Annotated in this window: 20 protein-coding genes; 6 read left to right on the top strand and 14 right to left on the bottom strand. The window is 69.9% G+C overall.

The annotated features are described in order from the left end of the window. Nucleotides 1-78 precede the first annotated feature (78 nt). From CLV46_RS14415 to CLV46_RS14405, 3 genes are all read right to left on the bottom strand, one after another. Entirely contained in the window at nucleotides 79-1629 is a 1551-nt protein-coding gene (locus CLV46_RS14415) for a DEAD/DEAH box helicase (RefSeq protein WP_100365421.1), read from the bottom strand. A gap of 334 nt (nucleotides 1630-1963) precedes the next feature. Beyond that, the gene (locus tag CLV46_RS14410; RefSeq protein WP_100365420.1) at nucleotides 1964-2578 is read right to left on the bottom strand and encodes a DUF1684 domain-containing protein; all 615 of its coding nucleotides are present in this window, start codon (nucleotides 2576-2578) and stop codon (nucleotides 1964-1966) included. A 41-nt stretch (nucleotides 2579-2619) separates the two neighbouring features. Next, nucleotides 2620-3072: an Lrp/AsnC family transcriptional regulator gene (locus tag CLV46_RS14405; protein WP_100365419.1), complete on the bottom strand. Its 453-nt coding sequence runs from the start codon at nucleotides 3070-3072 to the stop codon at nucleotides 2620-2622. 105 nt (nucleotides 3073-3177) lie between these two features. Here CLV46_RS14405 and CLV46_RS14400 point away from each other — a divergent pair, with 105 nt between their 5' ends. After that, nucleotides 3178-3642 (top strand): DUF2000 domain-containing protein, encoded by a 465-nt coding sequence (locus CLV46_RS14400; RefSeq protein WP_100365418.1) that lies wholly within the window; start codon nucleotides 3178-3180, stop codon nucleotides 3640-3642. 20 nt (nucleotides 3643-3662) lie between these two features. Here CLV46_RS14400 and CLV46_RS14395 read toward each other — a convergent pair whose 3' ends face one another. Then, a complete protein-coding gene (locus CLV46_RS14395) occupies nucleotides 3663-4133 on the bottom strand; it encodes a hypothetical protein (protein WP_100365417.1) in 471 nt (156 codons plus the stop codon). 85 nt (nucleotides 4134-4218) lie between these two features. Here CLV46_RS14395 and CLV46_RS14390 point away from each other — a divergent pair, with 85 nt between their 5' ends. Next, the gene (locus CLV46_RS14390; RefSeq protein ID WP_211282205.1) at nucleotides 4219-4959 is read left to right on the top strand and encodes a 2-phosphosulfolactate phosphatase; all 741 of its coding nucleotides are present in this window, start codon (nucleotides 4219-4221) and stop codon (nucleotides 4957-4959) included. 66 nt (nucleotides 4960-5025) lie between these two features. Then, nucleotides 5026-5328, top strand: coding sequence for a DUF427 domain-containing protein (locus CLV46_RS14385; protein WP_100365415.1), 303 nt, complete (start codon nucleotides 5026-5028; stop codon nucleotides 5326-5328). A 78-nt stretch (nucleotides 5329-5406) separates the two neighbouring features. Here CLV46_RS14385 and CLV46_RS14380 read toward each other — a convergent pair whose 3' ends face one another. From CLV46_RS14380 to CLV46_RS14360, 5 genes are all read right to left on the bottom strand, one after another. Continuing rightward, entirely contained in the window at nucleotides 5407-6027 is a 621-nt protein-coding gene (locus CLV46_RS14380) for a CGNR zinc finger domain-containing protein (RefSeq protein WP_245866889.1), read from the bottom strand. 42 nt (nucleotides 6028-6069) lie between these two features. Next, nucleotides 6070-6525 (bottom strand): SprT-like domain-containing protein, encoded by a 456-nt coding sequence (locus CLV46_RS14375; protein ID WP_100365413.1) that lies wholly within the window; start codon nucleotides 6523-6525, stop codon nucleotides 6070-6072. A gap of 84 nt (nucleotides 6526-6609) precedes the next feature. Continuing rightward, nucleotides 6610-7077, bottom strand: coding sequence for a tetratricopeptide repeat protein (locus CLV46_RS14370; RefSeq protein ID WP_100365412.1), 468 nt, complete (start codon nucleotides 7075-7077; stop codon nucleotides 6610-6612). Nucleotides 7078-7181: 104 nt separating this feature from the next. Next, entirely contained in the window at nucleotides 7182-8291 is a 1110-nt protein-coding gene (locus CLV46_RS14365; RefSeq protein WP_100365411.1) for a PQQ-dependent sugar dehydrogenase, read from the bottom strand. An 88-nt stretch (nucleotides 8292-8379) separates the two neighbouring features. Beyond that, nucleotides 8380-9243, bottom strand: a complete 864-nt coding sequence (locus CLV46_RS14360; RefSeq protein ID WP_100365410.1) for a spermidine synthase — start codon at nucleotides 9241-9243, stop codon at nucleotides 8380-8382. 234 nt (nucleotides 9244-9477) lie between these two features. On the opposite strand from CLV46_RS14360, the gene CLV46_RS14355 reads away from it, so the two are divergent. From CLV46_RS14355 to CLV46_RS14345, 3 genes are all read left to right on the top strand, one after another. Then, nucleotides 9478-11037: a glucoamylase family protein gene (locus tag CLV46_RS14355; RefSeq protein ID WP_211282204.1), complete on the top strand. Its 1560-nt coding sequence runs from the start codon at nucleotides 9478-9480 to the stop codon at nucleotides 11035-11037. 455 nt (nucleotides 11038-11492) lie between these two features. Beyond that, nucleotides 11493-14978, top strand: coding sequence for a DNA-directed RNA polymerase subunit beta (gene rpoB / locus CLV46_RS14350; RefSeq protein WP_100365409.1), 3486 nt, complete (start codon nucleotides 11493-11495; stop codon nucleotides 14976-14978). Between the two features lie 49 nt (nucleotides 14979-15027). After that, nucleotides 15028-18909 carry a DNA-directed RNA polymerase subunit beta' gene (locus CLV46_RS14345; RefSeq protein ID WP_100365408.1) on the top strand — a complete coding sequence of 1294 codons (3882 nt, stop codon included), beginning with the start codon at nucleotides 15028-15030 and terminating at the stop codon, nucleotides 18907-18909. A gap of 538 nt (nucleotides 18910-19447) precedes the next feature. Here CLV46_RS14345 and CLV46_RS14340 read toward each other — a convergent pair. The 5 genes from CLV46_RS14340 to flgK all read right to left on the bottom strand — a co-directional run bounded on the left by CLV46_RS14340 (nucleotide 19448) and on the right by flgK (nucleotide 23487). After that, nucleotides 19448-20080, bottom strand: coding sequence for a ClpP family protease (locus CLV46_RS14340; RefSeq protein ID WP_100365407.1), 633 nt, complete (start codon nucleotides 20078-20080; stop codon nucleotides 19448-19450). Further along, entirely contained in the window at nucleotides 20077-20694 is a 618-nt protein-coding gene (locus CLV46_RS14335) for a ClpP family protease (protein ID WP_100365406.1), read from the bottom strand. Before CLV46_RS14335 ends, CLV46_RS14340 begins: the two co-directional genes overlap by 4 nt. Before the next feature lie 84 nt (nucleotides 20695-20778). Further along, nucleotides 20779-21183: a flagellar assembly protein FliW gene (locus CLV46_RS14330; protein ID WP_100365405.1), complete on the bottom strand. Its 405-nt coding sequence runs from the start codon at nucleotides 21181-21183 to the stop codon at nucleotides 20779-20781. Next, nucleotides 21180-22067: a flagellar hook-associated protein FlgL gene (flgL, locus tag CLV46_RS14325; protein ID WP_100365404.1), complete on the bottom strand. Its 888-nt coding sequence runs from the start codon at nucleotides 22065-22067 to the stop codon at nucleotides 21180-21182. Before flgL ends, CLV46_RS14330 begins: the two co-directional genes overlap by 4 nt. A 4-nt stretch (nucleotides 22068-22071) precedes the next feature. Beyond that, the gene (gene flgK, locus CLV46_RS14320) at nucleotides 22072-23487 is read right to left on the bottom strand and encodes a flagellar hook-associated protein FlgK (RefSeq protein ID WP_100365403.1); all 1416 of its coding nucleotides are present in this window, start codon (nucleotides 23485-23487) and stop codon (nucleotides 22072-22074) included. Nucleotides 23488-23504 lie beyond the last annotated feature (17 nt).

Here is a 23504-nt window from a genome sequence, read left to right as displayed (position 1 = left end):
CGGAGGATCCCAGTCCGCGAATGACGAAGGCCCGACCCCGCCGAAGCGGGAGCCGGGCCTTCGGAGTTCAGCTGCGGGTCAGCGACCCGAGCGACGGGCACCGCCGCCGCCGTTGCCGCGCACCACGTCACCGACGCGGATGGGGCGACCGGCGCCGGCCGAGGCGCGACGCGGGCCACGCGCACGGGCCGGAGCGGCCTCGCTCTGCACGGCACGGGCCGGCTCAGCGGAAGAACGGTCCAGTCGCGGGGCGCTCGAGCGGTCGGTGCGCACCGGGGCGGCCGCGGCCGATCCCGATCCGCCGCGCGAACGCGTGCGGGCCGGACGACCGGAACGGTCGCGACGGGGCTGCTCCGCGCCACCCTCACGGGCGGCGCGCTTGCGCTGGGCGTTCGCGCCCTGCGAGCGCCCGCCGCCCTGCTGCTGCACCGCGCGAGGAGCGGGCTTGACGTACTCGGCGACCGCGCCGACGAGTTCCGTGACGGCGGGGGAGGCGGGCGTGACCTGCTGCACCGCGACCTTGATACCGGCCTTGCGCAGCAGCACCCCGACATCCGAACGCTGGGCCGGAGTCATGATGGTCACCACGTCGCCGTCGGAACCGGCGCGCGCCGTGCGACCCGAACGGTGCAGGTACGCCTTGTGCTCGGCCGGCGGGTCGACGTGGATGACGAGCTCGACGTCGTCGACGTGCACGCCGCGGGCGGCGACGTCGGTCGCGACGAGCACGCGCACCTCACCGGACCCGAAGGCGGCGAGGTTGCGGTCACGCTGCGGCTGCGACAGGTTGCCGTGCAGGTCGACCGCGGGGATGCCCTGCTCGGTGAGCAGCTTCGCGAGCTTCTTGGCGGTGTGCTTGGTGCGCATGAACAGGATGCGGCGGCCGGTGCCCGAGGCGAGGGTGCGCACGAGCTCCTTCTTGGCGTCGGCATCGGCGACCTCGAACACGTGATGCGTCATCGCGGCGACCGGCGAGTTCGCCTCGTCGACCGAGTGCAGCACCTCGTTGCGTAGGAAGCGCTTGACGAGCTTGTCCACGCCGTTGTCGAGCGTGGCGCTGAAGAGCAGGCGCTGTCCGCCGGACGGGGTCTTGTCCATGATGCGGGTGACGACGGGCAGGAACCCGAGGTCGGCCATGTGGTCGGCCTCGTCGAGCACGGTGATCTCGACCGCGTCGAGGCTCACGAAGCCCTGCTTCATGAGGTCTTCGAGCCGGCCGGGGCAGGCGACGACGATGTCGACGCCGGCCTGCAGCGCCGCGACCTGACGGTTCTGCGAGACGCCGCCGAAGATCGTGGTGGTCTTGAGGCCGTACGCCTCGGCGAGGGGCTGCATGACCGCGGCGATCTGCGTCGCGAGTTCACGGGTCGGCGCGAGCACGAGGCCGAGCGGACGGCCCGAGCGGCGCTTGCCGCCGGCGAGCTTGCCGCCGAGGCGCGAGACCATCGGGATGGAGAAGGCGAGGGTCTTGCCGGATCCGGTCTTGCCGCGGCCGAGCACGTCGCGCCCGGCGAGCGTGTCGGGCAGCGTGTCGACCTGGATGGGGAACGGGCTGGTCTTGCCGTCCGCGGCGAGCACGGAGACGAGGGGGGCGGGCACGCCGAGCGTGCCGAATGTCGTTTCAGACAAGGTGGTGCCTTTCGGGCATTTCGTCCCGGAGCAGAATGCTTCTGCGCGTCGGTGGGACGGAGTGGCGATCGTGCCGAGCGGCACATCGGATTCGCCGAAGAAGATGTCAACCAGCGGCTCTGAGGCCGGGCGAGGGATGCGTTCTGCGACGCAAGAAGCGCGGCGACGCGCTGCAAGTGGTTCCAGTCTAGCGGATGCGCCCATCCGGGGCCCGGTGTTCGCCCAGGGATGAGTGCGCGCCGCTCCCTGAGCCCGTCGAAGGGGAACGTCGTACGACCCGCTTCGACAGGCTCAGCGAGCGTTCGTTCGATGAGCCCGTCGAAGGGGACCGGGGTCAGTACTCGCCGTCGTACCGCTCGCCGACGGGGATCTCGACGGGCACGACGTTGCCCGGCTGGGCCAGCGGGCAGGCCCACATCGGGTCGTACGCGCACGATGGGTTGTACGCGAAGTTGAAGTCGAGCACGAGGGAGTCCGGGGTCGATCCGGGGCCGAGGTCGGCGCCCTTGACCGTGTCGAGCAGGTACCGGCCGCCGCCGTAGGTGCCGCCCGGTCGACCGGCGAGGGCGTCCTTCACCGGCACGAACAGCCCGCCCGCGTAGGAGGCGAGCCGCCACACGTCGAGGGACCCGACGCCGGGAAGTCGCACCACGCCGATGCGCTCGAACGGCACCGAGCCGTCGGTGCCGGTCTCGACCTCGATGCGCTGCCCGTCCGCCGGCTCGACCTCGGCCTCGAACCGCCAGGCCGGGTCGTACGTGGTGACCGGCAGTCCGGTGAACCCGTCCCGGTCCTGCGGCAGCAGCGGTGTGGACGGATGCGTCGCGAACAGCTCGTCGCGGGCTGCCACCCAGCGGGCGTGCGCGGACGCGGGATCCGGATCCGCCCGCACATCGGCGTACATCGCGAACACGCGTCGTCGCCAGTCGGCGACCTCGAGAGCGCTCATGCTTCGACGCTACTCCCGTGCTCTGAACGCGTGCTCGTGGTTCAGGCGGGCGCGATGCCCGGGTTCCGCAGGTGTTCGTAGACGACGGAGGTGCGCACGTCGGCGACCTCGCGGCGCTCGGTGAGCCGGTCGATCACGAACCCGTAGAGGCTGTCGTTGTCGGGCACGGCGACGTGGATGATGAAGTCCTCGTTGCCGGCGGTGACGAACACGCCGAGCGTCTCCGGCAGCGAAGCGGCCCAGTCGCGGAAGCCCTCGATCACCGGGCGCGAGGGCGGCCGGATGCGTACGGCGATGAGCGCCTGCACCGGTCGGCCGATGCCGGCGAGGTCGACATCGAGCACGGCGCCCCGGATGATGCCGCGCTCGCGCAAGGAGCGGGTGCGCTCGAGGGCGGTGCTCGGAGCGACCCCGACAGCCGCGGCGACGTCGCGATTGCTGCGCCGCGCATCCGACTGCAATTCCCGCAGGATCGCGCGATCAAGTTCGTCCACGGCGCCCAGGATACGGCTCTCACCGCACGAAGTTCGGCATCCGCGCGGGATCAGCGGAGATGTGTGTACCGTGACGCCCCAGCACCGAACGAATGAGGAGAGAACGTGGCATCGACCGTGGGATTCGCGACCGAGGAGATCGACACCGCCGCGCCGACGCGTGCAGCGCGACTGAAGTGGGTCGTCGTCGTGAACGAGGAACTGCCGACCGGCGTCGCGGCCAACGCCGTCGTGTGCGTCGCCGCCGCGACGGCGACCGGGGTGGAGGGGCTGCTCGGCGCCGACGCCGTCGATGCCGACGGGGCGGCGCATCCGGGACTCCCGTGGGCGGGCTGCACGGTGCTGCGGGCGTCCGCCGATCAGCTGCGCTCGTTGCGTTCCGCGGCGGCGACGAGCGAGGGGGCCTTCGTCGCCGACATGCCCGCCGCGGCGCAATCGACGCGCGTGTACGACGAATACCGCGCGCAGCTCGCCGAGATCCCCGGTGACGACATCGAGTACTACGCCGTCAGCATCGTCGGTCCGCGCAACCGCGTGGACCGACTCGTGCGCCGGTTGCCGCTGCTCTAGCCCGGCCGGGGTCGAGGCCCTCAGACGAGCGGCAGCATCCGCGCCATCTGACGCAAGCGATGCGCGCGCCACTGCCAGAACGCCCACAGCACCGGCCAGGCGAGCAGCGCGCCCGGCCCGCCGACGTCGAGGCGGTCGCGGTACAGGGTGCGCCCGTCGGCGGTCGGCGCGACCGCCATCCGGTGCTTCCAACTCGAGAACATCGCGAGCAGTCCGGTGACGGGCGCTCCCGAGTCGACGAGGATGCGTGCTGTTCCGCGACGCTCCTCGTGCAGGTGGATGCGTTGTTCGCCGGCCGGCAGCACGCCGAAGAGCGAGGTCGCGACACGGTGATCCTCATCGAGCGCCCACCGGTCGGGCAGCCCGCCCGGTTCGAGCGATCGCACGTGCATGAATGGGCCGGCCGTGTGCTGCAGGCCCGCGGGCGAGCGCAGCGCCTCCCAGGCCGCATCCGCCGAGCAGTCGAGCACCAGTCGCAGGGTCACGCGCATGTGCCCAGTGTGCTCCGGCAACCCGGATGTCGCCCGATGACGCGGGCTCCGGATGCGGTGGGCGCCCGTCGGTAGGGTCGAAGGCGTGACGAACCCGTACGACCAGGGCAAGTATCAGGTGCGCTTCGAGTGGGGCCTCGCCGGCGCCCGCTCGGTGCTCGACGACGTCGATGTGGTGGTGGTCGTCGACGTGCTGTCGTTCTCGACGACCGTCGACGTGGCCCTCTCGCACGGCGTCACGGTGCTTCCCGCGGCGCCCGAGGACGCGGCGGCGCTCGCCGCGGCGCACGGCGCGCGACTGGCAGGGGGACGCGGCGAGGAGTTGAGCCTCGCCCCGTCCTCGTACGGCCCCGAGCACGCCGGCGCCCGCGTCGTGGTCGCCTCGCCGAACGGCTCCGCGATCTCGGCGGCGCTCGGCGGCGGGGCGGTCGAGGTCGTCGCGGCGAGCCTGCGCAACCGCCGCGCGGTCGCCGAATGGGTGCTCGCCCGTCAGGAGGCGAAGGCCGACCGGTTCCGCGTCGCGGTCGTGGCCGCCGGGGAGCGCTGGCCGGACGGGTCCACGCGAGTCGCCGTCGAGGACCTCTTCGGCGCCGGCGCGATCATCGACGCGCTCGCCGATCTCGGCATCGATCACACGTCGCCGGAGGCCGCCGCGGCCGGAGCCTCGTTCGCCGGCCTGCGTAACGCGGTCAAGCACCTCGTCTCCGCATCCGCATCGGCACGCGAACTCGTGGACGCCGGCTTCGCCGACGACGTGCGCCTCGCGGCGCAGCTCGACGTGTCGACGCTCGTGCCCGTGCTGCGGGAATCCAGCTTCACCGCTTAACGTTCCCCCTCGAGAGGCGTCGGAGGATTCCGGCCGACCTCGACGGACCTCGGACGAAGGAGCGACATGAAGGCGATGCTGGGCGACACGGTGGTGGCGGAGGCTCCGAAGGAGGACCTCATCCAGATCGAGGGCAACTGGTACTTCCCGCCGTCGAGCGTGAACGACAGCCTGCTCGAGAAGAGCCCGACCCCGTACACGTGTCCGTGGAAGGGCGAGTGCCAGTACTTCAGCGTGAAGAACGGTGACACCCTGCTGCAGGATCGCGCGTGGAGCTACCCGACCCCGTACCCGACGGCGTTCGACCGGGTCGGCAAGGACTTCAGCAACTACGTCGCGTTCTGGAAGGACGTGCGCGTCGTCGACTGACCCGCGCGAGAAGGCGAGGCCGGGATCCCGTCGGGTTCCGGCCTCGTCCGCGCTCCGGACGTGGTCAGGCGGATGCGGTCAGGCGGATCCGTCGGGCGCGCGTCCCGTGTGTCCCGTGCGGGCGGTCCGGGCACGGGCGCGGTGCGCGCGCACCTTCGCGCGGTTGCCGCAGCGCTGCATCGCGCACCAGCGGCGGGAGCCCGAGCGCGACTCGTCGTAGTAGAGGAGGTCGCAGTCCTCGCCGGAGCACTCGCGGATGCGGTCGGGATGGGCGCCGAGGATGCGCACTGCGTCGCGCGCGATCGTCGACAGTGCCTGCCGCGCCTGCACGCGCGTGGCGCCGGCCCGGCGGCGTCCGCCCTCGAGCGAGGGCGGGATGTCGGGCGTCGCGGCGAAGAGGTTGATCGTGTCGATCGCGTCGGCGTCGGGGGCGGTGTTCCGGCTCACCGTGCGCGCCGCGGCACCGATCGCGGAACGCAGCAGCAGGGCATCCGCGAGAGCGCGGTCGTCGACGTGGGCGTCGATGCCGTCGAATCGCGCGGCGAGCCAGGCGCCGAGATCGTCGGGCCGGCCGAACTGTTCCTGCTGCACGCGGCCCCCGTCGACCTCGCCGGTGTACGCGAAGTCGAGGCTCACGGCCCCGGACTCGAACCACCAGCGGGGGCCGTCCGTGCCGGTCATCCATTGGCCCGCGGTCACGTAACTACCGTAGCGAGTTACGGGCGCGCGGCGCGCGGGCCGTCACGCCGCGCGCTTGACCCAGTCGATCGCGTGCGCCGGGTCGTACCGGCGCGAGCAGCGCCCGCACGCGAGCGGGCGTGCCGGTCGGCGGTAGCGGTAGTGCACGTGCCCGGCCGGGCACGTACCGACCCAGGGGGCGAGCTCGGTCGCGATCTCCCCGTCGTGCAGTCGCTTGCCGGTGTAGCCGATCTCACGCGCGATCGCCTTCCACCGCGGGCCGTGACCGGCGCGCGGACCCGCCATCGCGTGCGCCACCTCGTGCAGCAGCACCTGGTGGATCTCGTCGTCTTCGAAGCGCGAGGCCAGATGACGCGACACGGTGATGCGGTGCTCGGTGTAGTTGCACAGCCCGGCACGCGTCTTCGCGTTGTCGAAACCGAACGACCACACCGCAGGATCCAGATGCAGATGGATCAGCGCATCCGCCCATCTGCGCACCCGGTCGAGTTCAGCCACGCATCGAGGTTAAGCGGTTCCGACGACAGCAACCGCACCCACGCGGCAACCGTGGAGGCGCGCCGCCTGGGGAGGAGGGGCGGTTCAGACCGGGTGACCCAGCTTGGACTCGGTGATGGCGATCGCGAGCATCGACCCGTCGATGAGCTCCGCCTCGGCGCGGATGCGCACGCGGATGGTGAGCGCGTCGCGGAAGTCGCGCAGCGCGGCCTCGTAGTCCTCGCGGTCGAACGACACCCGCCCGCGGTGCTGCAGGGCGAACGCCTCCACCTGCGGCCAGTCGTGTGCGCCAGCCTCCGTGGCGCAATCGGCGAGTTCGACGAGCGCGCGGTCCGATTTGCCCTGCGCGTGCAGGAGCACGGCGCGGCGGATGCGGGCGAGCAGCAGCATCTCGCGGTCGCCGCCGAAGCGGGCCTGACGCACGGCCTCGTTCGCGAGCACCATCGCCTCGTCGATGCGGCCGAGCAGTCGCAGCAGCGTGACCTTCTCGTTGACGGCCGGGGTCGAACGCTGATTCCCGATCTCCTCGAGGCGCGCCGATGCCGCCTCCACGTCGACGATCTCGTGCAGGGTGGTCTGGTCGTATCCCAGGATGATGCTCAGGGCTGCCCCTCGGGTGGTTCGCTGACGGACGCCGGGTTCCCCATGATTCTAGGTCAGCCCTCCTGCAACGGCCCGAGACCGACGCGCATCAACCGGTCGTTCCCGGTGTCGTTCGTCAGGAACCAGAGCGCGCCGTCCGGGCCGCGGGTCACGTCGCGGATGCGACCGAACTCGCCCTCGAACCACGGCACCGCCGAGGCCTCGCCCGTGTCGGTGTAGATCGCCCACACCCGCTGGCCGCGCAGGGCGGCGAGGAAGAACGTGCCGTCGACGAACGCGAGCCCGCTCGGGCTCGCCTCGCTCGTCGACCACTGGTACACGGGGTTGACGTAGGCGGGGTCGTCGCCGATGCCCTCGACGACGGGCCAGCCGTAGTTCGCGCCGGGGCGGATGACGTTGAACTCGTCCCACGTGTTCTGCCCGAACTCGGCCGCCCACAACTGCCCGCCGTCGTCCCACGCGATGCCCTGCGGATTGCGGTGCCCGATCGAGTAGACGGCGGAGCCCGGGAACGGGTTGTCGGCGGGCACGGTGCCGTCGGGCGCGATGCGCAGGATCTTGCCCGACAGGCTCGCCGGGTCCTGGGCGGCGTCGCGCTGCTGCGCGTCACCGGCGGTGACGTAGAGCATCCCGTCCGGTCCGAACGCGATGCGCCCGCCGTTGTGGGTCGAGTTCTTCGCGATGCCCTCGAGCACGACCTCGGGCTCGCCGAGCGCGAGCCGGGCGGGATCGCCGGTGAGCGGCATCCGCACCACCCGGTTGTCGGATGCGGCCGTGAGGTAGGCGTACAGCCACACGGAGTCGCCGTCGTCGAGGCGGGCGAGGCCCAGCAGCCCGCCCTCGCCGGCGGGTTCCACCCCCGGCACCTGGGCGACCTCGCGCACGCTGCCGTCGGGGAGCACCTGCTTGACGAGCGCGGTGCCGCGTTCACTCACGAGCGCCCCGCCGTCGCCCAGGGGCACGACCGACCACGGCACGTCGAACCCCTCCGCCACGACCTCCGGTTCGCCGACGGGCTGCACCGGTCCGGCCGACGGCTGCTCGGTGGCCGACGAGGCGCCGGTCGGCACCGGTTCGGGGTCGCCCGTCACCGGGGCGGCGCACGCGGCGAGGGCGAGAACGGATGCGGTGCTCAACGCGAGCAGGAACGGTCGGCGGTCCATGCGCCCAGTGCAGCACGCCCGCATCCACGCCGCCCGAGCGTTCGCCGCGTGCGTTCCCTGAGCCTGTCGAAGGGGACCTCGGCGGAACTCAGTCGCGGTCGCGCAGCTGGAAGACGGTGCGGTTCGGTGGGGGAGAGGGGATCGCCGTGGCATCCGTGACGATCGGGGCGCCGGCGATCCAGTCCCGCAGCTCCGTGCCCGTGACGACGCGGGCCGGATGCGGTCCGCCGGCCAGCAGGCGCGGCATCCACTCGAGCGGCAGCTCGGTCGGCGAGGCGACGAGCACGAAGTTGCCGAAGCGTCGACCCTTCAGCACCTGCGCCTCCGCGAGCACCGCGAGGTGCCCGAACGCCGTCTCGAGCGTGGATGCCTGCCCGCGGGCGAAGTGCAGGCCCGGACCGTCGGCCGTGTTGACGGCGATGACGCCGCCCGGGGCGAGCAGCCGGCGCAGCGACTCGTAGAACTCGAGGCTCGTCACGTGGCCGGGGGTGCGGGCGCCGCTGAAGATGTCCACGACGATGAGGTCGACGCTGCCGTCGAGTCCCGGCGGGAGCTTCGCGACGACCTCGCGGGCGTCGCCGTAGCGCACCCGGATGCTCGCGCTCTTGGGCAGCGGCAGGTGCTCGCGCACGAAGTCGACGAGGTCGCGTTCGAGCTCGATCACCTGCTGCCGGGAGCCCGGGCGGGTCGCCGCGATGTACCGGGGGAGCGTGAGCGCGCCCGCTCCGAGATGCAACGCGGTGATCGGCGACCCCGGCTCGCCCAGCTGATCGATCACATGCCCGATGCGCTGGATGTACTCGAAGAACAGCTGGGTGGGGTCGTCCGGGTTCACGTGCGACTGCGGTGTGCCGTCGACCACGAGCCGGTAGCTGCCGGGGACGAATGGATCCTCGATGATCGTGGCGCGCAGCCCGCTCACGCTGAGGGCGGTCGACGGCTCGGTGTCCACCTCCGCATCCTTTCACGCCCCTCCCTCGCGTCCGCCGAGCCCCGCGACCCACCCGCCCTCGTCCCGCGGCCCGACGCTGCGGAGGTATGCCGAGGTTGCGGAGGTTCACGTCGCCGCTTCGTCGACAAGCCTCGCAACATCGGCGGACTGCCAAGCGGAAGAATCCGCACTCGAGGGTTGTAACCGGTTACAACCCGTGTCAGCCTGGAAGGGCAGTCGAACGAAGGAGTTCCCATGCCGACCATGCCGACCCATCGCATCCGCCGCCGCATCCTCGCCGTGGCCGCCGTCGCCGGCCTCTCGATCGCCGTGCCCGTCGCGCCCGCCTTCGCCGGAGGGCACGGGCCGACGCCCCCGCCCGGCGACGCCGAACTGCGGGAGTACGCCCGCGACACCTGGGCCTCGATGGCCGCGATGGCGGACGAGCGCACCGGACTCGTCGCCGACCACATCGACGGCGCGCTCACCGCGCCGAGCGAGTACACGAGTCCGACCAACATCGGCGGCTACCTCTGGTCGGCGGTCGTCGCGCGCGATCTCGGCATCATCGACGGCAAGGAGGCCTTCCACCGCCTCAAGACCACGCTCAAGACCCTCGAGAAGCTCGAGCGGCACGAACCGAGCGGCATGTTCTACAACTGGTACTCGCCCACGACGGGCGAGAAACTCACCGCGTGGCCCGGGAGCGGCGACGTCGTGCATCCGTTCCTCTCCACCGTCGACAACGGATGGCTCGCGGCCGCGCTGCGCGTCGTCGCCTCCGCGGACCACCGGCTCGAGCAACGGGCCGACCGGCTCTACGAGACGATGGACTTCGGGTGGTTCCACGACACCGCCGCGCGTGACGGAGCGGGACTCAACCGCGGCGGATTCTGGGTCGACCAGCCCGGGGACACCTGCACGGTGCCTGGCAACTACGGGGGCGAAGGCCCCGACGTCTTCTACACGTGCCATTGGTACGACACCACGGTGAGCGAAGCGCGCATCGCGACCTACCTGGGCATCGCGAACGGCCAGATCCCCGCGACGGCGTACTTCGCCACCTACCGCACCATGCCCGAGCAGGGCTGCGACTACGCCTGGCAGGAGCAGAAGCCCGAGGGCGTGACGCGCGAGTACCTCGGCGTGCCCACCTACGAGGGCACCTACGAGTACGCAGGCATGCGCATCGTGCCGGCGTGGGGCGGCAGCATGTTCGAGGCGCTCATGCCCGACCTGTTCGTGCCGGAGGCGCAGTGGGGCGAGCGCTCGTGGGGTGTCAACCACCCCGCAACCGTGGAGGCGCAGAAACACCACGGTCTCGACGAGGCCGGATACGGCTACTGGGGTTTCAGCCCCGCGAGCAACCCGTTCGGCGGCTACCGCGAGTACGGCGTCGAGCAGCTCGGCATCAGCTCCAACGGGTATGCGAGCGACGAACCGGCGACGGATGTCGATGCCGGTTATGAGGGATGCCGCGAAGGCACCAACCCCACGCCGAACTTCGGCGACGGCGTCGTGACCCCGCACGCCGCGTTCCTCGCCCTGCCGTACGACCGCGAGGGAGTGCTCGAGAACCTGCGCGGCATCCGCCACGACCTCGGCGCCTACGGGCCCGGCGGCTTCTTCGACGCCGTCGCGACCGGCAGCGGCACGATCGCCGACCGCTACCTGAGCCTCGACCAGTCGATGATCATGGCGGCGATCGGCAACGCCGAGCTCGGTGACCGCCTGAAGGAGTACTTCGTCGACGACGACTTCGAGGCGGCCGTGCGTCCGCTCGTCGAGATGCAGGAGTTCACCGCCCGCCGCTGACCGCCCGAGCCGTCGAACGTGCCCGTTGCGGACGCCGAAGCCTCAGATTGAGGGGGATTGCGTCCGGAACGGGCACGTCCGGCGTGCGGACGCGACCGCTCCGTGAACGTCGCGGCGCCGGGCGTGTCTCGGGGGATGACGGCGTGTCGCGGAACCTTGTGGAGGAGTGGCGCATCACTTCGGAATCCCGCCCGATCCGCGGAAATATGCGGGAATGAGCGGATGCGGTGAGCGGTTATACCCGAAGTACCGAATCAGGTCAAGGAACCCGGTGGACAACCGGGGCATCCAGGCCTATGATTGACCTTTGCGCTCCCAGACTCCCCTTCGCCGTCATATTGTGGACGGCTGGCGCGCCCCGAGTATAGCGGCGGGGCAGATCTCGAGAGAGATTCTGGCGGGTACCTTCCATTCCTATATGCCACGGCCCGACGGGGCCCACGGAGGTAAATTCCTTGGCTGCTGCGCGCAACGCAACGTCCACCACCACCCCCAAGAACGGCCGTAACGCACAACGGCTCTCGTTCGCGAAGATCACCGACACGCTGACCGTCCCGGATCTGCTTGCGTTGCAGACCGAGAGCTTCGACTGGCTCGTCGGTAACGACGCCTGGAAGGCCCGCGTGGCCGAGCAGGGCGCCACGGGGGACTCGCTGAAGACCGGCCTCGATGAGATCTTCGAGGAGATCAGCCCCATCGAGGACCTCGGCGAGACGATGCAGCTCTCGTTCACGAGCCCCGAGCTCGAGGAGCCGAAGTACTCGATCGGCGAGTGCAAGGAGCGCGGCAAGACCTACGCCGCTCCGCTGTACGTGAACGCCGAGTTCATGAATCACATGACCGGTGAGATCAAGACCCAGACCGTGTTCATGGGCGACTTCCCGCTCATGACCGAGAAGGGCACCTTCATCATCAACGGAACCGAGCGCGTCGTCGTGTCGCAGCTCGTCCGTTCGCCCGGTGTGTACTTCGAGGCCGCGCAGGAGAAGACCTCCGACAAGGACATCTTCTCGGCGCGCATCATCCCCAGCCGCGGTGCATGGCTCGAGTTCGAGATCGACAAGCGCGACCAGGTCGGTGTTCGCATCGACCGCAAGCGCAAGCAGTCGGTCACCGTCTTCCTCAAGGCCCTCGGCCTGACGAGCGAGGACATCCTCGAGCAGTTCAAGGGCTACGCCTCGATCGAGGCCACCCTCGAGAAGGACGCCATCCTCACCAAGGAGGAGGCGCTCAAGGACATCTACCGCAAGCTGCGTCCGGGCGAGCAGGTCGCCGCCGAGGCCGCGCGTGCGCTGCTCGACAACTTCTACTTCAACCCGAAGCGCTACGACCTCGCCAAGGTGGGTCGCTACAAGATCAACCGCAAGCTGGGCGTCGACGCTGACATCAAGGACTCGGTCCTGTCGGTCGACGACATCGTCGCGACGATCAAGTACCTCGTGGCCCTGCACGCCGGTCAGACCACCCTCCCGGGTGTGCGCGACGGCCAGCCGGTCGAGCTCCGCCTCGACGTGGACGACATCGACCATTTCGGCAACCGCCGCATCCGTGCGGTGGGTGAGCTCATCCAGAACCAGGTGCGCACCGGCCTCAGCCGCATGGAGCGCGTCGTCCGCGAGCGGATGACCACGCAGGACATCGAGGCGATCACGCCGCAGACCCTGATCAACGTGCGTCCCGTCGTGGCCGCGATCAAGGAGTTCTTCGGAACCAGCCAGCTGTCGCAGTTCATGGACCAGAACAACCCGCTCGCGGGCCTGACCCACAAGCGTCGCCTCTCGGCGCTGGGTCCCGGTGGTCTGTCCCGTGAGCGTGCCGGCGTCGAGGTGCGCGACGTGCACCCCTCGCACTACGGCCGCATGTGCCCGATCGAGACCCCGGAAGGCCCGAACATCGGCCTCATCGGATCGCTCGCGTCGTTCGCGCGCATCAACTCGTTCGGCTTCATCGAGACGCCGTACCGTCGCGTCGTGAACGGTCAGGTGACCGACACGATCGACTACCTCACCGCCAACGAGGAGGACGACTTCATCGTCGCCCAGGCGAACGCGCCGCTCACGAGCGACTTCAAGTTCGCCGAGGACAAGGTGCTCGTCCGCCGCAAGGGCGGCGAGGTCGAACTCGTGCCCGCCGGCGACGTGGACTACATGGACGTCTCGCCGCGCCAGATGGTGTCGGTCGCGACCTCGCTCATCCCGTTCCTCGAGCACGACGACGCGAACCGCGCCCTCATGGGTGCGAACATGCAGCGCCAGGCCGTTCCGCTGCTGCGCAGCGAGAGCCCGGTCGTCGGCACCGGCATGGAGTCGTACGCCGCCGTCGACGCGGGTGACGTCGTCACCGCCGAGAAGGCCGGTGTCGTCGCCGAGGTGTCCGCGGATGTCGTCGTCGTGCAGCTCGACGAGGGCGGAACGCAGGAGTACTACCTGCGCAAGTTCGGCCGCTCGAACCACGGCACCAGCTACAACCACCGCGTGGTCGTCGACGCCGGTCAGCGCGTCGAGGTCGGCGAGGTCATCGCCGACGGTCCCGCGACCGAGAACGGCGAGCTCGCGCTCGGCAAGAACCTGCTCGTCGCGTTCATGCCGTGGGAGGGTCACAACTTCGAGGACGCGATCATCCTGAGCCAGAACCTGGTGAAGGACGACGTGCTCTCCTCGATCCACATCGAGGAGTACGAGGTCGACGCGCGCGACACCAAGCTCGGCAAGGAGGAGATCACCCGTGATCTCCCCAACGTCAGCCCGGAGCTGCTCGCCGACCTCGACGAGCGCGGCATCATCCGCATCGGTGCCGAGGTGCGCCCCGGCGACATCCTCGTCGGCAAGGTCACCCCGAAGGGCGAGACCGAGCTCTCGGCCGAGGAGCGCCTGCTGCGCGCCATCTTCAACGAGAAGAGCCGCGAGGTGCGCGACACCTCGCTCAAGGTTCCCCACGGTGAAGAGGGCACGGTCATCGGTGTCAAGGTGTTCGACGCCGCCGACGGTGAGGACGAGCTCGGCTCCGGTGTGAACCAGCGCGTCGTGGTCTTCATCGCCCAGAAGCGCAAGATCACCGAGGGCGACAAGCTCGCCGGCCGTCACGGCAACAAGGGCGTCATCGCCAAGATCCTGCCGGTCGAGGACATGCCGTTCCTCGCCGACGGAACCCCGGTCGACGTCATCCTCAACCCGCTCGGCATCCCCGGCCGCATGAACTTCGGCCAGGTGCTCGAGACCCACCTCGGATGGGTCGCGAAGCAGGGCTGGAAGGTCGAGGGCAAGCCGGAGTGGGCCAAGCGCCTGCCCGAGGAGGCCTTCAGCGCGGAGCCGGGCACCAAGCTCGCGACCCCCGTGTTCGACGGTGCCCTCGAGGAGGAGATCGCGGGTCTGCTCGACTCGACGCTCCCCACGCGCGACGGCGAGCGCCTCATCGACTCCACCGGTAAGACGGTGCTGTTCGACGGCCGCTCGGGTGAGCCGTTCCCGGACCCCGTCTCGGTCGGCTACATGTACATCCTGAAGCTGCACCACCTGGTCGACGACAAGATCCACGCCCGCTCGACCGGTCCGTACTCGATGATCACCCAGCAGCCGCTCGGTGGTAAGGCGCAGTTCGGTGGTCAGCGCTTCGGTGAGATGGAGGTGTGGGCGCTCGAGGCATACGGTGCCGCGTACGCCCTCCAGGAGCTCCTGACGATCAAGTCCGACGACATCCTCGGCCGCGTGAAGGTCTACGAGGCGATCGTCAAGGGCGAGAACATCCAGGAGCCCGGCATCCCCGAGAGCTTCAAGGTGCTCATCAAGGAGATGCAGTCGCTCTGCCTGAACGTCGAGGTGCTCTCGGCCGACGGCACCGCGGTCAGCCTGCGTGACACGGACGACGAGGTCTTCCGTGCCGCCGAAGAGCTCGGCATCAACATCTCCACCCGTTTCGAGTCGTCGTCCATCGACGACATCTGATCCGGCGCCCTGACGAAATCGCTTTCGAGTCACTCCAGAGAGAAGAACATTGCTCGACGTAACGACATTTGACCAGCTCCAGATCGGTCTGGCGACGGCGGACGACATCCGCCGCTGGTCGCACGGTGAGGTCAAGAAGCCGGAGACCATCAACTACCGCACCCTGAAGCCGGAGAAGGACGGCCTGTTCGGAGAGCAGATCTTCGGACCGTCCCGCGACTGGGAGTGTGCGTGCGGCAAGTACAAGCGCGTGCGCTTCAAGGGCATCGTGTGCGAGCGCTGCGGCGTGGAGGTCACCAAGTCCTCCGTGCGCCGTGAGCGCATGGGCCACATCGAGCTCGCCGCCCCGGTCACGCACATCTGGTACTTCAAGGGTGTGCCCAGCCGCCTCGGCTACCTGCTCGACATGGCGCCGAAGGACCTCGAGAAGGTCATCTACTTCGCCGCCTACATGGTGATCTCGATCGACGAGGAGGCACGTCACGCCGACATGCCCGGCCTCGAGAACGAGCTCCGCCTCGAGATCAAGCAGCTCGAGCAGCAGCGCGACTCCCGCGTCGCCGAGCGCCTGCAGCAGCTCGAGGCCGACCTCGCCGCCCTCGAGGCGGAAGGTGCCAAGGCCGACCAGAAGCGCAAGGTGAAGGACGGCGCGGAGAAGGAGATGGGTCAGACCCGCAAGTCCTTCGACGAGCAGATCACCCACCTCGAGCGCGTGTGGGACGACTTCCGCAGCCTCAAGGTCGGCGACCTGAAGCCCGAGGACTCCGTGTTCCACGAGCTGCAGGACCGCTTCGGCATGTACTTCGAGGCCTACATGGGCGCCGAGGCCATCCAGAAGCGCCTCCAGGCGTTCGATCTGGCCGCCGAGGGCGAGAGCCTGCGCCTGCAGATCTCCGAGGGCAAGGGTCAGAAGAAGATCCGCGCCATCAAGCGCCTGCGCGTGGTGAGCTCGTTCCTGCAGACCGGCAACTCGCCGGCCGCGATGGTGCTCGAGGTCGTCCCGGTGATCCCGCCGGAGCTGCGCCCGATGGTGCAGCTCGACGGTGGCCGCTTCGCGACCTCCGACCTGAACGACCTGTACCGCCGCGTCATCAACCGCAACAACCGTCTCCGTCGACTGCTCGACCTCGGTGCCCCCGAGATCATCGTCAACAACGAGAAGCGGATGCTGCAGGAGGCCGTCGACGCGCTGTTCGACAACGGCCGTCGCGGTCGCCCCGTGACCGGTACCGGTAACCGCGCCCTCAAGTCCCTCAGCGACATGCTGAAGGGAAAGCAGGGTCGATTCCGTCAGAACCTGCTCGGCAAGCGCGTGGACTACTCGGGCCGGTCGGTCATCGTGGTCGGTCCGCAGCTCAAGCTGCACCAGTGCGGTCTGCCCAAGCAGATGGCGCTCGAGCTGTTCAAGCCGTTCGTCATCAAGCGCCTCATCGACCTGAGCCACGCGCAGAACATCAAGAGCGCCAAGCGCATGGTGGAGCGTTCGCGTCCGCAGGTGTGGGACGTGCTCGAGGAGATCATCCGCGAGCGCCCCGTGCTGCTGAACCGTGCGCCCACGCTGCACCGCCTCGGCATCCAGGCGTTCGAGCCGCAGCTCGTGGAGGGCAAGGCCATCCAGCTGCACCCGCTCGTCTGCGCCGCGTTCAACGCGGACTTCGACGGTGACCAGATGGCTGTGCACCTCCCCCTCTCGGTGGAGGCGCAGGCCGAGGCCCGCATCCTGATGCTCGCCTCGAACAACATCCTCAAGCCGTCGGACGGCCGCCCGGTGACCCTGCCCTCGCAGGACATGATCATCGGTCTGCACCACCTGACCACGCTCAAGGAAGGCGCCGTCGGCGAGGGCCGCGTGTTCTCGTCGGTGTCCGAGGCCATCATGGCCAAGGACCAGGGCACGCTCGACCTCAACGCGAAGGTGCGCATCCGCATGTCGGGTGTCGTCTTCGCCGAGGGCGAGGCGCCCGAGGGCTACGAGGCCGGCTCGCCGGTGCTGCTCGAGACGACCCTGGGTCGCGCGCTCTTCAACGAGACCCTGCCGGGGGACTACCCCTACGTGGAGGCTCTCGCCGACAAGAGCAAGATCTCGGCGATCGTGAACGACCTCGCCGAGCGCTACCCCAAGGTGGAGGTCGCCGCGACGCTCGACCGCGTCAAGGACGCCGGTTTCCACTGGGCCACGCGCTCCGGTGTGACCGTCGCGCTGTCGGACATCCTGACCCCGCCGACCAAGGCGAACATCCTCGCGGGCTACGAGAAGCAGGCCGCGAAGGTGCAGGACCAGTTCGACAAGGGTCTGACCACCGACGCCGAGCGTCGCCAGGAGCTCATCGAGATCTGGAACAAGGCGACCGCCGAGGTGGCCCAGGCCATGCAGTCGAACTTCCCGACGGACAACAACATCAACCGCATGGTGTCTTCGGGCGCCCGTGGTAACTGGATGCAGGTGCGTCAGATCGCCGGTATGCGCGGCCTCGTGTCGAACCCGAAGGGTGAGATCATCCCGCGCCCGATCGTCCACTCCTACAAGGAGGGCCTGACCGTCGCCGAGTACTTCATCTCGACGCACGGTGCCCGTAAGGGTTTGGCCGACACCGCTCTGCGTACCGCCGACTCGGGTTACCTGACCCGTCGTCTGGTGGACGTGTCGCAGGACGTCATCATCCGTGAGGACGACTGCGGTACGAGCAAGGGTCTCGAGCTCGTCATCTCGGCCGCGGACAGCGAGGGCAACCTCGTCCGCGACCCGAACGTCGAGAACTCGGTCTACGCCCGCACGCTCGCCGAGGACGTCGTCGACGCCAAGGGCGAGGTGCTCGCCGCGGCCGGTGACGACATCGGTGACGTGCTGATCAACAAGCTGGTCGCCGGCGGCATCGAGACCATCAAGGTCCGTTCGGTGCTCACGTGCGAGTCGGCCGTCGGTGTCTGCGCGGCGTGCTACGGCCGTTCGCTCGCCACCGGCAAGCTCGTCGACATCGGAGAGGCCGTCGGCATCATCGCGGCCCAGTCGATCGGTGAGCCCGGCACCCAGCTGACGATGCGTACCTTCCACACCGGTGGTGTCGCGTCGGCGGATGACATCACGCAGGGTCTCCCCCGCGTGACGGAGCTCTTCGAGGCGCGTACCCCCAAGGGTGCGAGCCCCATCGCGGAGGCCGCCGGTCGCATCACGATCGAGGACACCGAGAAGCAGCGCCGGATCATCCTGACGCCGGACAACGGCGACGAGCCGCACATCTACCCGGTGCTCAAGCGTTCGACCCTCCTCGTCGAGGACGGTCAGCACGTCGAGCTCGGGCAGCAGCTGCAGGTCGGCAACCTGGACCCGAAGGAGGTGCTGCGCGTCAAGGGCGTCCGCGCCGTGCAGCAGCACCTCGTCGACGGTGTGCAGGGCGTCTACCGCTCGCAGGGTGTGCCGATCCACGACAAGCACATCGAGGTCATCGTGCGCCAGATGCTGCGCAAGGTCACCGTCGTCGACCACGGCGACACCGACCTGCTGCCCGGTGAGCTGGTCGACCGCATGAAGTACAACGAGATCAACCGCGCGACCCTCACCGAGGGCAAGAAGACCGCGTCGGCGCGTCAGGAGGTCATGGGTATCACCAAGGCGTCCCTCGCGACCGAGTCGTGGTTGTCCGCCGCGTCGTTCCAGGAGACCACGCGTGTTCTCACGCAGGCCGCCATGGAGGGCAAGTCGGATCCGCTGGTGGGTCTCAAGGAGAACGTGATCATCGGAAAGCTGATCCCGGCCGGCACCGGTCTCTCCCGGTACCGCGACGTGCGCGTCGAGGCGACCGAGGAGGCGAAGGCGGAGCGTTACCCGAACCGCATCTTCACCGACGACTCCACGTTCAGCGAGTCGGACCTGAGCTTCGTCGACTTCGACAGCTTCAACTCCGACGACTACACCCCGGGCACCTACAACTGATCCGGACGTAGTGCACACGAAGGCCCCCGCCGTCAGGCGGGGGCCTTCGTCGTTCCTGGCGTGGTCGGGATGCAGCCCGGTGGCTTGACCCGGGATGGATCCGGGTTCCGGGACGCCGGCGGTTTGCCCCGGGCCGCCGGCAGTGAGAGCGGATGTCCGGGGCGACGCGCCGTTGTCGCGCGGCGACGCGCCGTCGGGTGACTCGGAAGTCCGCGGTCGCTGTACCCGCGCCGCCGCCGAGCCTCCGCGGGGGATGGCGCGTCGCGCGACAGTTCCGCACTCGGGCATCAGCCGCCACGCGTCGCGCGACACAACCGCGGTCCCGCCACCGTTTCTTCTGCCGCGCGAGCGTGGATCTGTAGCGTCGCCGCCGACGGCGGATGCTTCTACCGCCGCCCGAGGAGGGGAACAGGGCTACAGCGAGAGCGGATGTCCGCCGCGGCGCGCCGCCGTCGGGCGACGACGCGCCGTCGGGGAACACGGAAGTCCGCTCTCGCTGCACCCTGTCGTGGTCGTATCGGCCGACGCAGGTGCGGCGCTACCGCCCCGTCAGCATCCCCGCGGCGAGGGAACCGCCGATCGGCTCGCGCTCACCGAGCACCGCATCCGCGAGGCCGTACTGCACGGCCGCCTCGGCGGGCAGGATGAGGTCGCGGTCGGTGTCGCGGCGGAGCGTCGCGAGGTCCTTGCCGGTGTGCCGGGCGAGCACTCCCTCGAGTTGCGACCGCACGCGCACGACCTCTTCCGCGTGGATGATGAGGTCGGGGATGGTGCCCTGCCCTTGCGTGGAGGGCTGGTGCAGGATGACGCGCGCGTGCTCGAGCACCGCCCGGCGGCCCGACGCTCCTCCGGCGAGCAGCACCGCGGCGGGACCGGCCGCCTGCCCGACGCACGTCGTCGCCACCTCCGGACGGATGTGCCGCATCGTGTCGTAGACGGCGAGCATCGCCGAGGGGGAGCCGCCGGGCGAGTTGATGTACAGGTTCACCGGACTGTCGGGGCTGTCGGATTCGAGGTGCAGCAGTTGCGCGATGAGCGCGTTCGCGACGCCGTCGTCGATCTCGGTGCCGAGGTAGACGATCCGCTCCGACAGCAGCCGGCTGTAGACGTCCATCGTGCGCTCGACACCGCCGCGCCGTTCGGTGACGTAGGGGATGGTGTAGCTGCTCACGCGTTCACCCCGATTCCGACGCGCGTGACCGTGCGCGGGTAGATCTCGTTGACGCTGTCGACGATGTGGTCGATGAACCCGTAGTCGCGGGCCTGCTGCGCCGTGTACCAGCGGTCCCGCTCGGAGTCGTGCAGGATGCGCTCGAGCGGCTGGCCGGTGTTCTCGGCGATCAGCGCGAGCACGGTGTCGCGGGTGTGCCGCAGATCGTCGGCCTGCAGCTCGATGTCGACCGCGGTGCCGCCGATGCCGGAGGAGCCCTGGTGCATCAGGATGCGCGCGTGCGGCAGCGCGTACCGCTTGCCTCGGGTGCCCGCCGAGAGCAGGAACTGTCCCGCGCTCGCGGCGATGCCGAGCGCCACGGTGCGTACGTCGTTCGGGATGGTGCGCATCACGTCCATGATCGCGAGCATCGCCGGCACGGAGCCGCCGGGGCTGTTGATCCAGAAGCTGATGTCCTTCTTCGGGTCGTCGGCCGAGAGCAGCAGCAACTGGCTCGCGAGCCGGTTGCCGAGGTTCTGGTCGAGTTCGGCGCCGAGCAGGATGACGCGCTGGTGGAACAGCTGCGAACTCAGGTCGGCGTCCATGGGGTGGAGTTGTACGGTGTCGTCGCTCATGGCCCCAGCCTGCGTCGGCCGCCGGCGCGAGGGAACGGATGCTGCTGTGGGCAGATCTGCCCACAGCAGAGCGGCGCTGGCGGGCTAGGAGGCGAGGCTGCCGAGTCGGGCGCGCAGCGGCCAGTCGTCTCCGTCGAGGATGACCTGCGACGCGAGGCCGCTCTCGCGGCCGACGAGCACGGGCGCCATGAGGTTGACCACCGGGGAGCCGCCGTCGATGGTCGCCACCACGAGCACGAGCACGTCGTCCGGTTCGGCGGCACCGATCGCGTCGAGGTCCTCGGTGTGCACCTCGGGTGCGTAGTCGGGCACGTACACGGTCGAGTCGACGACGAAGAGGCGGATGTCGGGGTCGTCCTCGGCGCGCAGGGCGAAGAGCCCGTCGGCACCGAGCACGTCGTCGAGCGCGAAACGCACGTGCGGCGCGAACCCGGGCGGGGGCGTGACGAAGGTGACCGCGGCGTGCGGTGTGCGGACCGGCGCGGTCACGACAGGAACGACAGGAGGGTCGGCTGCAGGGCCCGGGAGGTGACCGCGAGGGCCGACTGGTACGCGACCTCCTGCATCTTGAGGTCGAGGATGGTCTTGCCCAGGTCGACGTCTTCGACGCTCAGGCGCTGGGCCTCGAGCGAGACGGATTGCTCCATGGTGAGTCCCTTCGCGCGCTCGAGTTGAGCGTAGCGGGCGCCCACCACCGTGTGCTCGCCCCACACCGACTGCAACCGGGCGTCGATCGAGTCGAGGTGGGCGCTCACGTCGGCGGTGCCGCCGCGCACGTCCGCGACGATCGTGTCGATGAGCGCGAACGCCGACGTCGCGCCGGTTCCGTACACGGCTGCGCCGTCCGCGTCGACCCGCACGGTGCTCGTCGCGTCGACGCGGCGTTCGACCGTGCTGCCGGCCACGCCCGTGTACGACAGGTCGGGCCGGAAGGCGACGCCCTCATCCGAGTTGCCGGCGAAGACGCTGCGGCCGAGGTATTCGGTGTTCGCCTGGGCGAAGAGCTCGCTGCGCAGCCCTTCGAGCTCGACCGCGATGGCCTCCCGCGCGACGGGCGAGAGCGACCCGGAGTTGGAGGCCTGCACGGTCAGGTCGCGCACCTTGACGAGGATGTCCGTGGTCGCGCTGAGGGCGCTCTCGACCGTGTTGAGCCATCCGGTGCCGTCGGCGATGTTGCGCGAGAACTGCGCGTTCGCGGCGATCTGCCCGCGCACTTGCATCGAGTCCGCGGTGCCCGCGGGGTCGTCGGAGGGCTTCGAGATGAGCTTGCCGCTCGACGCCTGATCGCTCAGCCGGGTCAGTTCGGCGAGGGCGACCTGCAGGTTGCGCTGGGCGGAGCTCAGCTGCAGCTGCCCCGTGATGCGGCCGATCATCGGATCACCTTCCCACCACACCGGTGCGGTTGATGAGCACGTCGAGCAGTTCGTCGACGGCGGTCATGACGCGAGCCGCGCCCTGGTAGGCGTGCTGGAACGCGATGAGCGAGGTCGTCTCCTCGTCGAGGTCGACGGAGGCCTGCGAGAGCTGCCCCTTCACCGCGGCGGCCGCGGCCTGCCCGGCGAGGGTGCTCTGCTGCTTCGCGGTGCGCGCGACGACGCCGATGCCGACGACCGCATCCGACCACAGTCCGTCGGGGCCGTCCGGGCCGGCGAGCTGGGCGATCGCGTCGGCGACCCCGCCGTTCGCCCCGCCCGTGCCGGGGGTGCCGGCGGCGATGCCGTCGACGTCGGTCGGGACGACGGTGAGACCGCGCGCCGGGGGGAGGCCCGCGGTGAGGGCGAAGAAGTCGTGTCCCGTGGTGCCGTCGGGGGCGGCGCCCGTCGTGTGCAGGGCGTTCACGCGGGTCGCGAGATCGAGGGCGAGAGCGTCGTAGGCGGCGGCGGTCTCGGCGAGCACCCCGCCCGACCCGCCCGCCGCGGGGGCGAGCACGGCGAGGTAGCCGGCGATCTCCCCGCCGTCGATCGTGGCGGACTCGCCGGGCCGGTCCGCCCATTCCACCCGCACCGGGGCCGCGCCCGCTCCCGCGAGTTCGGGGGAGCCGACGGCGGCGAGGCGGCGCACGACGTCGCCGGCCACGAGGGAGTTGCCGTCGACGACGACGTCGATCATGTCGTCGCCGCGGTCACGGACGGTCGCTCCGGTGAGCCCCGAGAGTTTCGTCGCGAGGGTCGAGCGCGCGTCGATCAGCTCGTTCGCGGTGCCGCCGCCGGCGCGGATCTGGCGGATCTGCTCGTTGAGCAGCCCGATCTGCTCGGCGGCCTGGTTCACCTCGGCGACGGTGGTCGACAGCTCGGTGCGGGTCGAGGCCCACTCGTTCTCGACCTCGGTGTATCCCTGCGCGATGCGGCCGGCGAGAGTGGCCGCGTTCTCGAGCAGCACGCCCGCCGGCGCGGGGTCGCCCGCGCGGTTGGCGACGCCCTGCCAGCCGGACCAGAACTCCTGCAGCGCGCGCGAGATGCCCTGCGTGCCGGGTTCCCGCAGCGTCGCCTCGGCGGCGCTCGCGGCGGTGGAGCGCACCGACCAGTGGCCGGCGGCGGACGCGGTGAAGCGCACCCGCCCGTCCAGCATGCTGTCGCCGAGTCGCGCGATCCCGTCGACCGAGACCCCTTGGCCCACGCGGAAGCCGGAGCCGAGCAGCCCACCGTCGACCCCGGGAACCGCCGAGGTGATGACGCGCTGCCGGGTGTAGCCGGCCGAACCCGAGTTCACGATGTTCTGCCCGACGACGTCGATGCTGTTGCGGGCGGCGACGAGGCCCGTGTACGCGGTGTTGAGCGAGCCGAACGTGCTCATCGGGTGGTGTCCATCGG

Origin of the sequence: Diaminobutyricimonas aerilata, from assembly GCF_002797715.1 — a bacterium.
Classification (GTDB): domain Bacteria; phylum Actinomycetota; class Actinomycetes; order Actinomycetales; family Microbacteriaceae; genus Diaminobutyricimonas; species Diaminobutyricimonas aerilata.
This window is presented reverse-complemented; position numbering and strand designations above follow the sequence as displayed.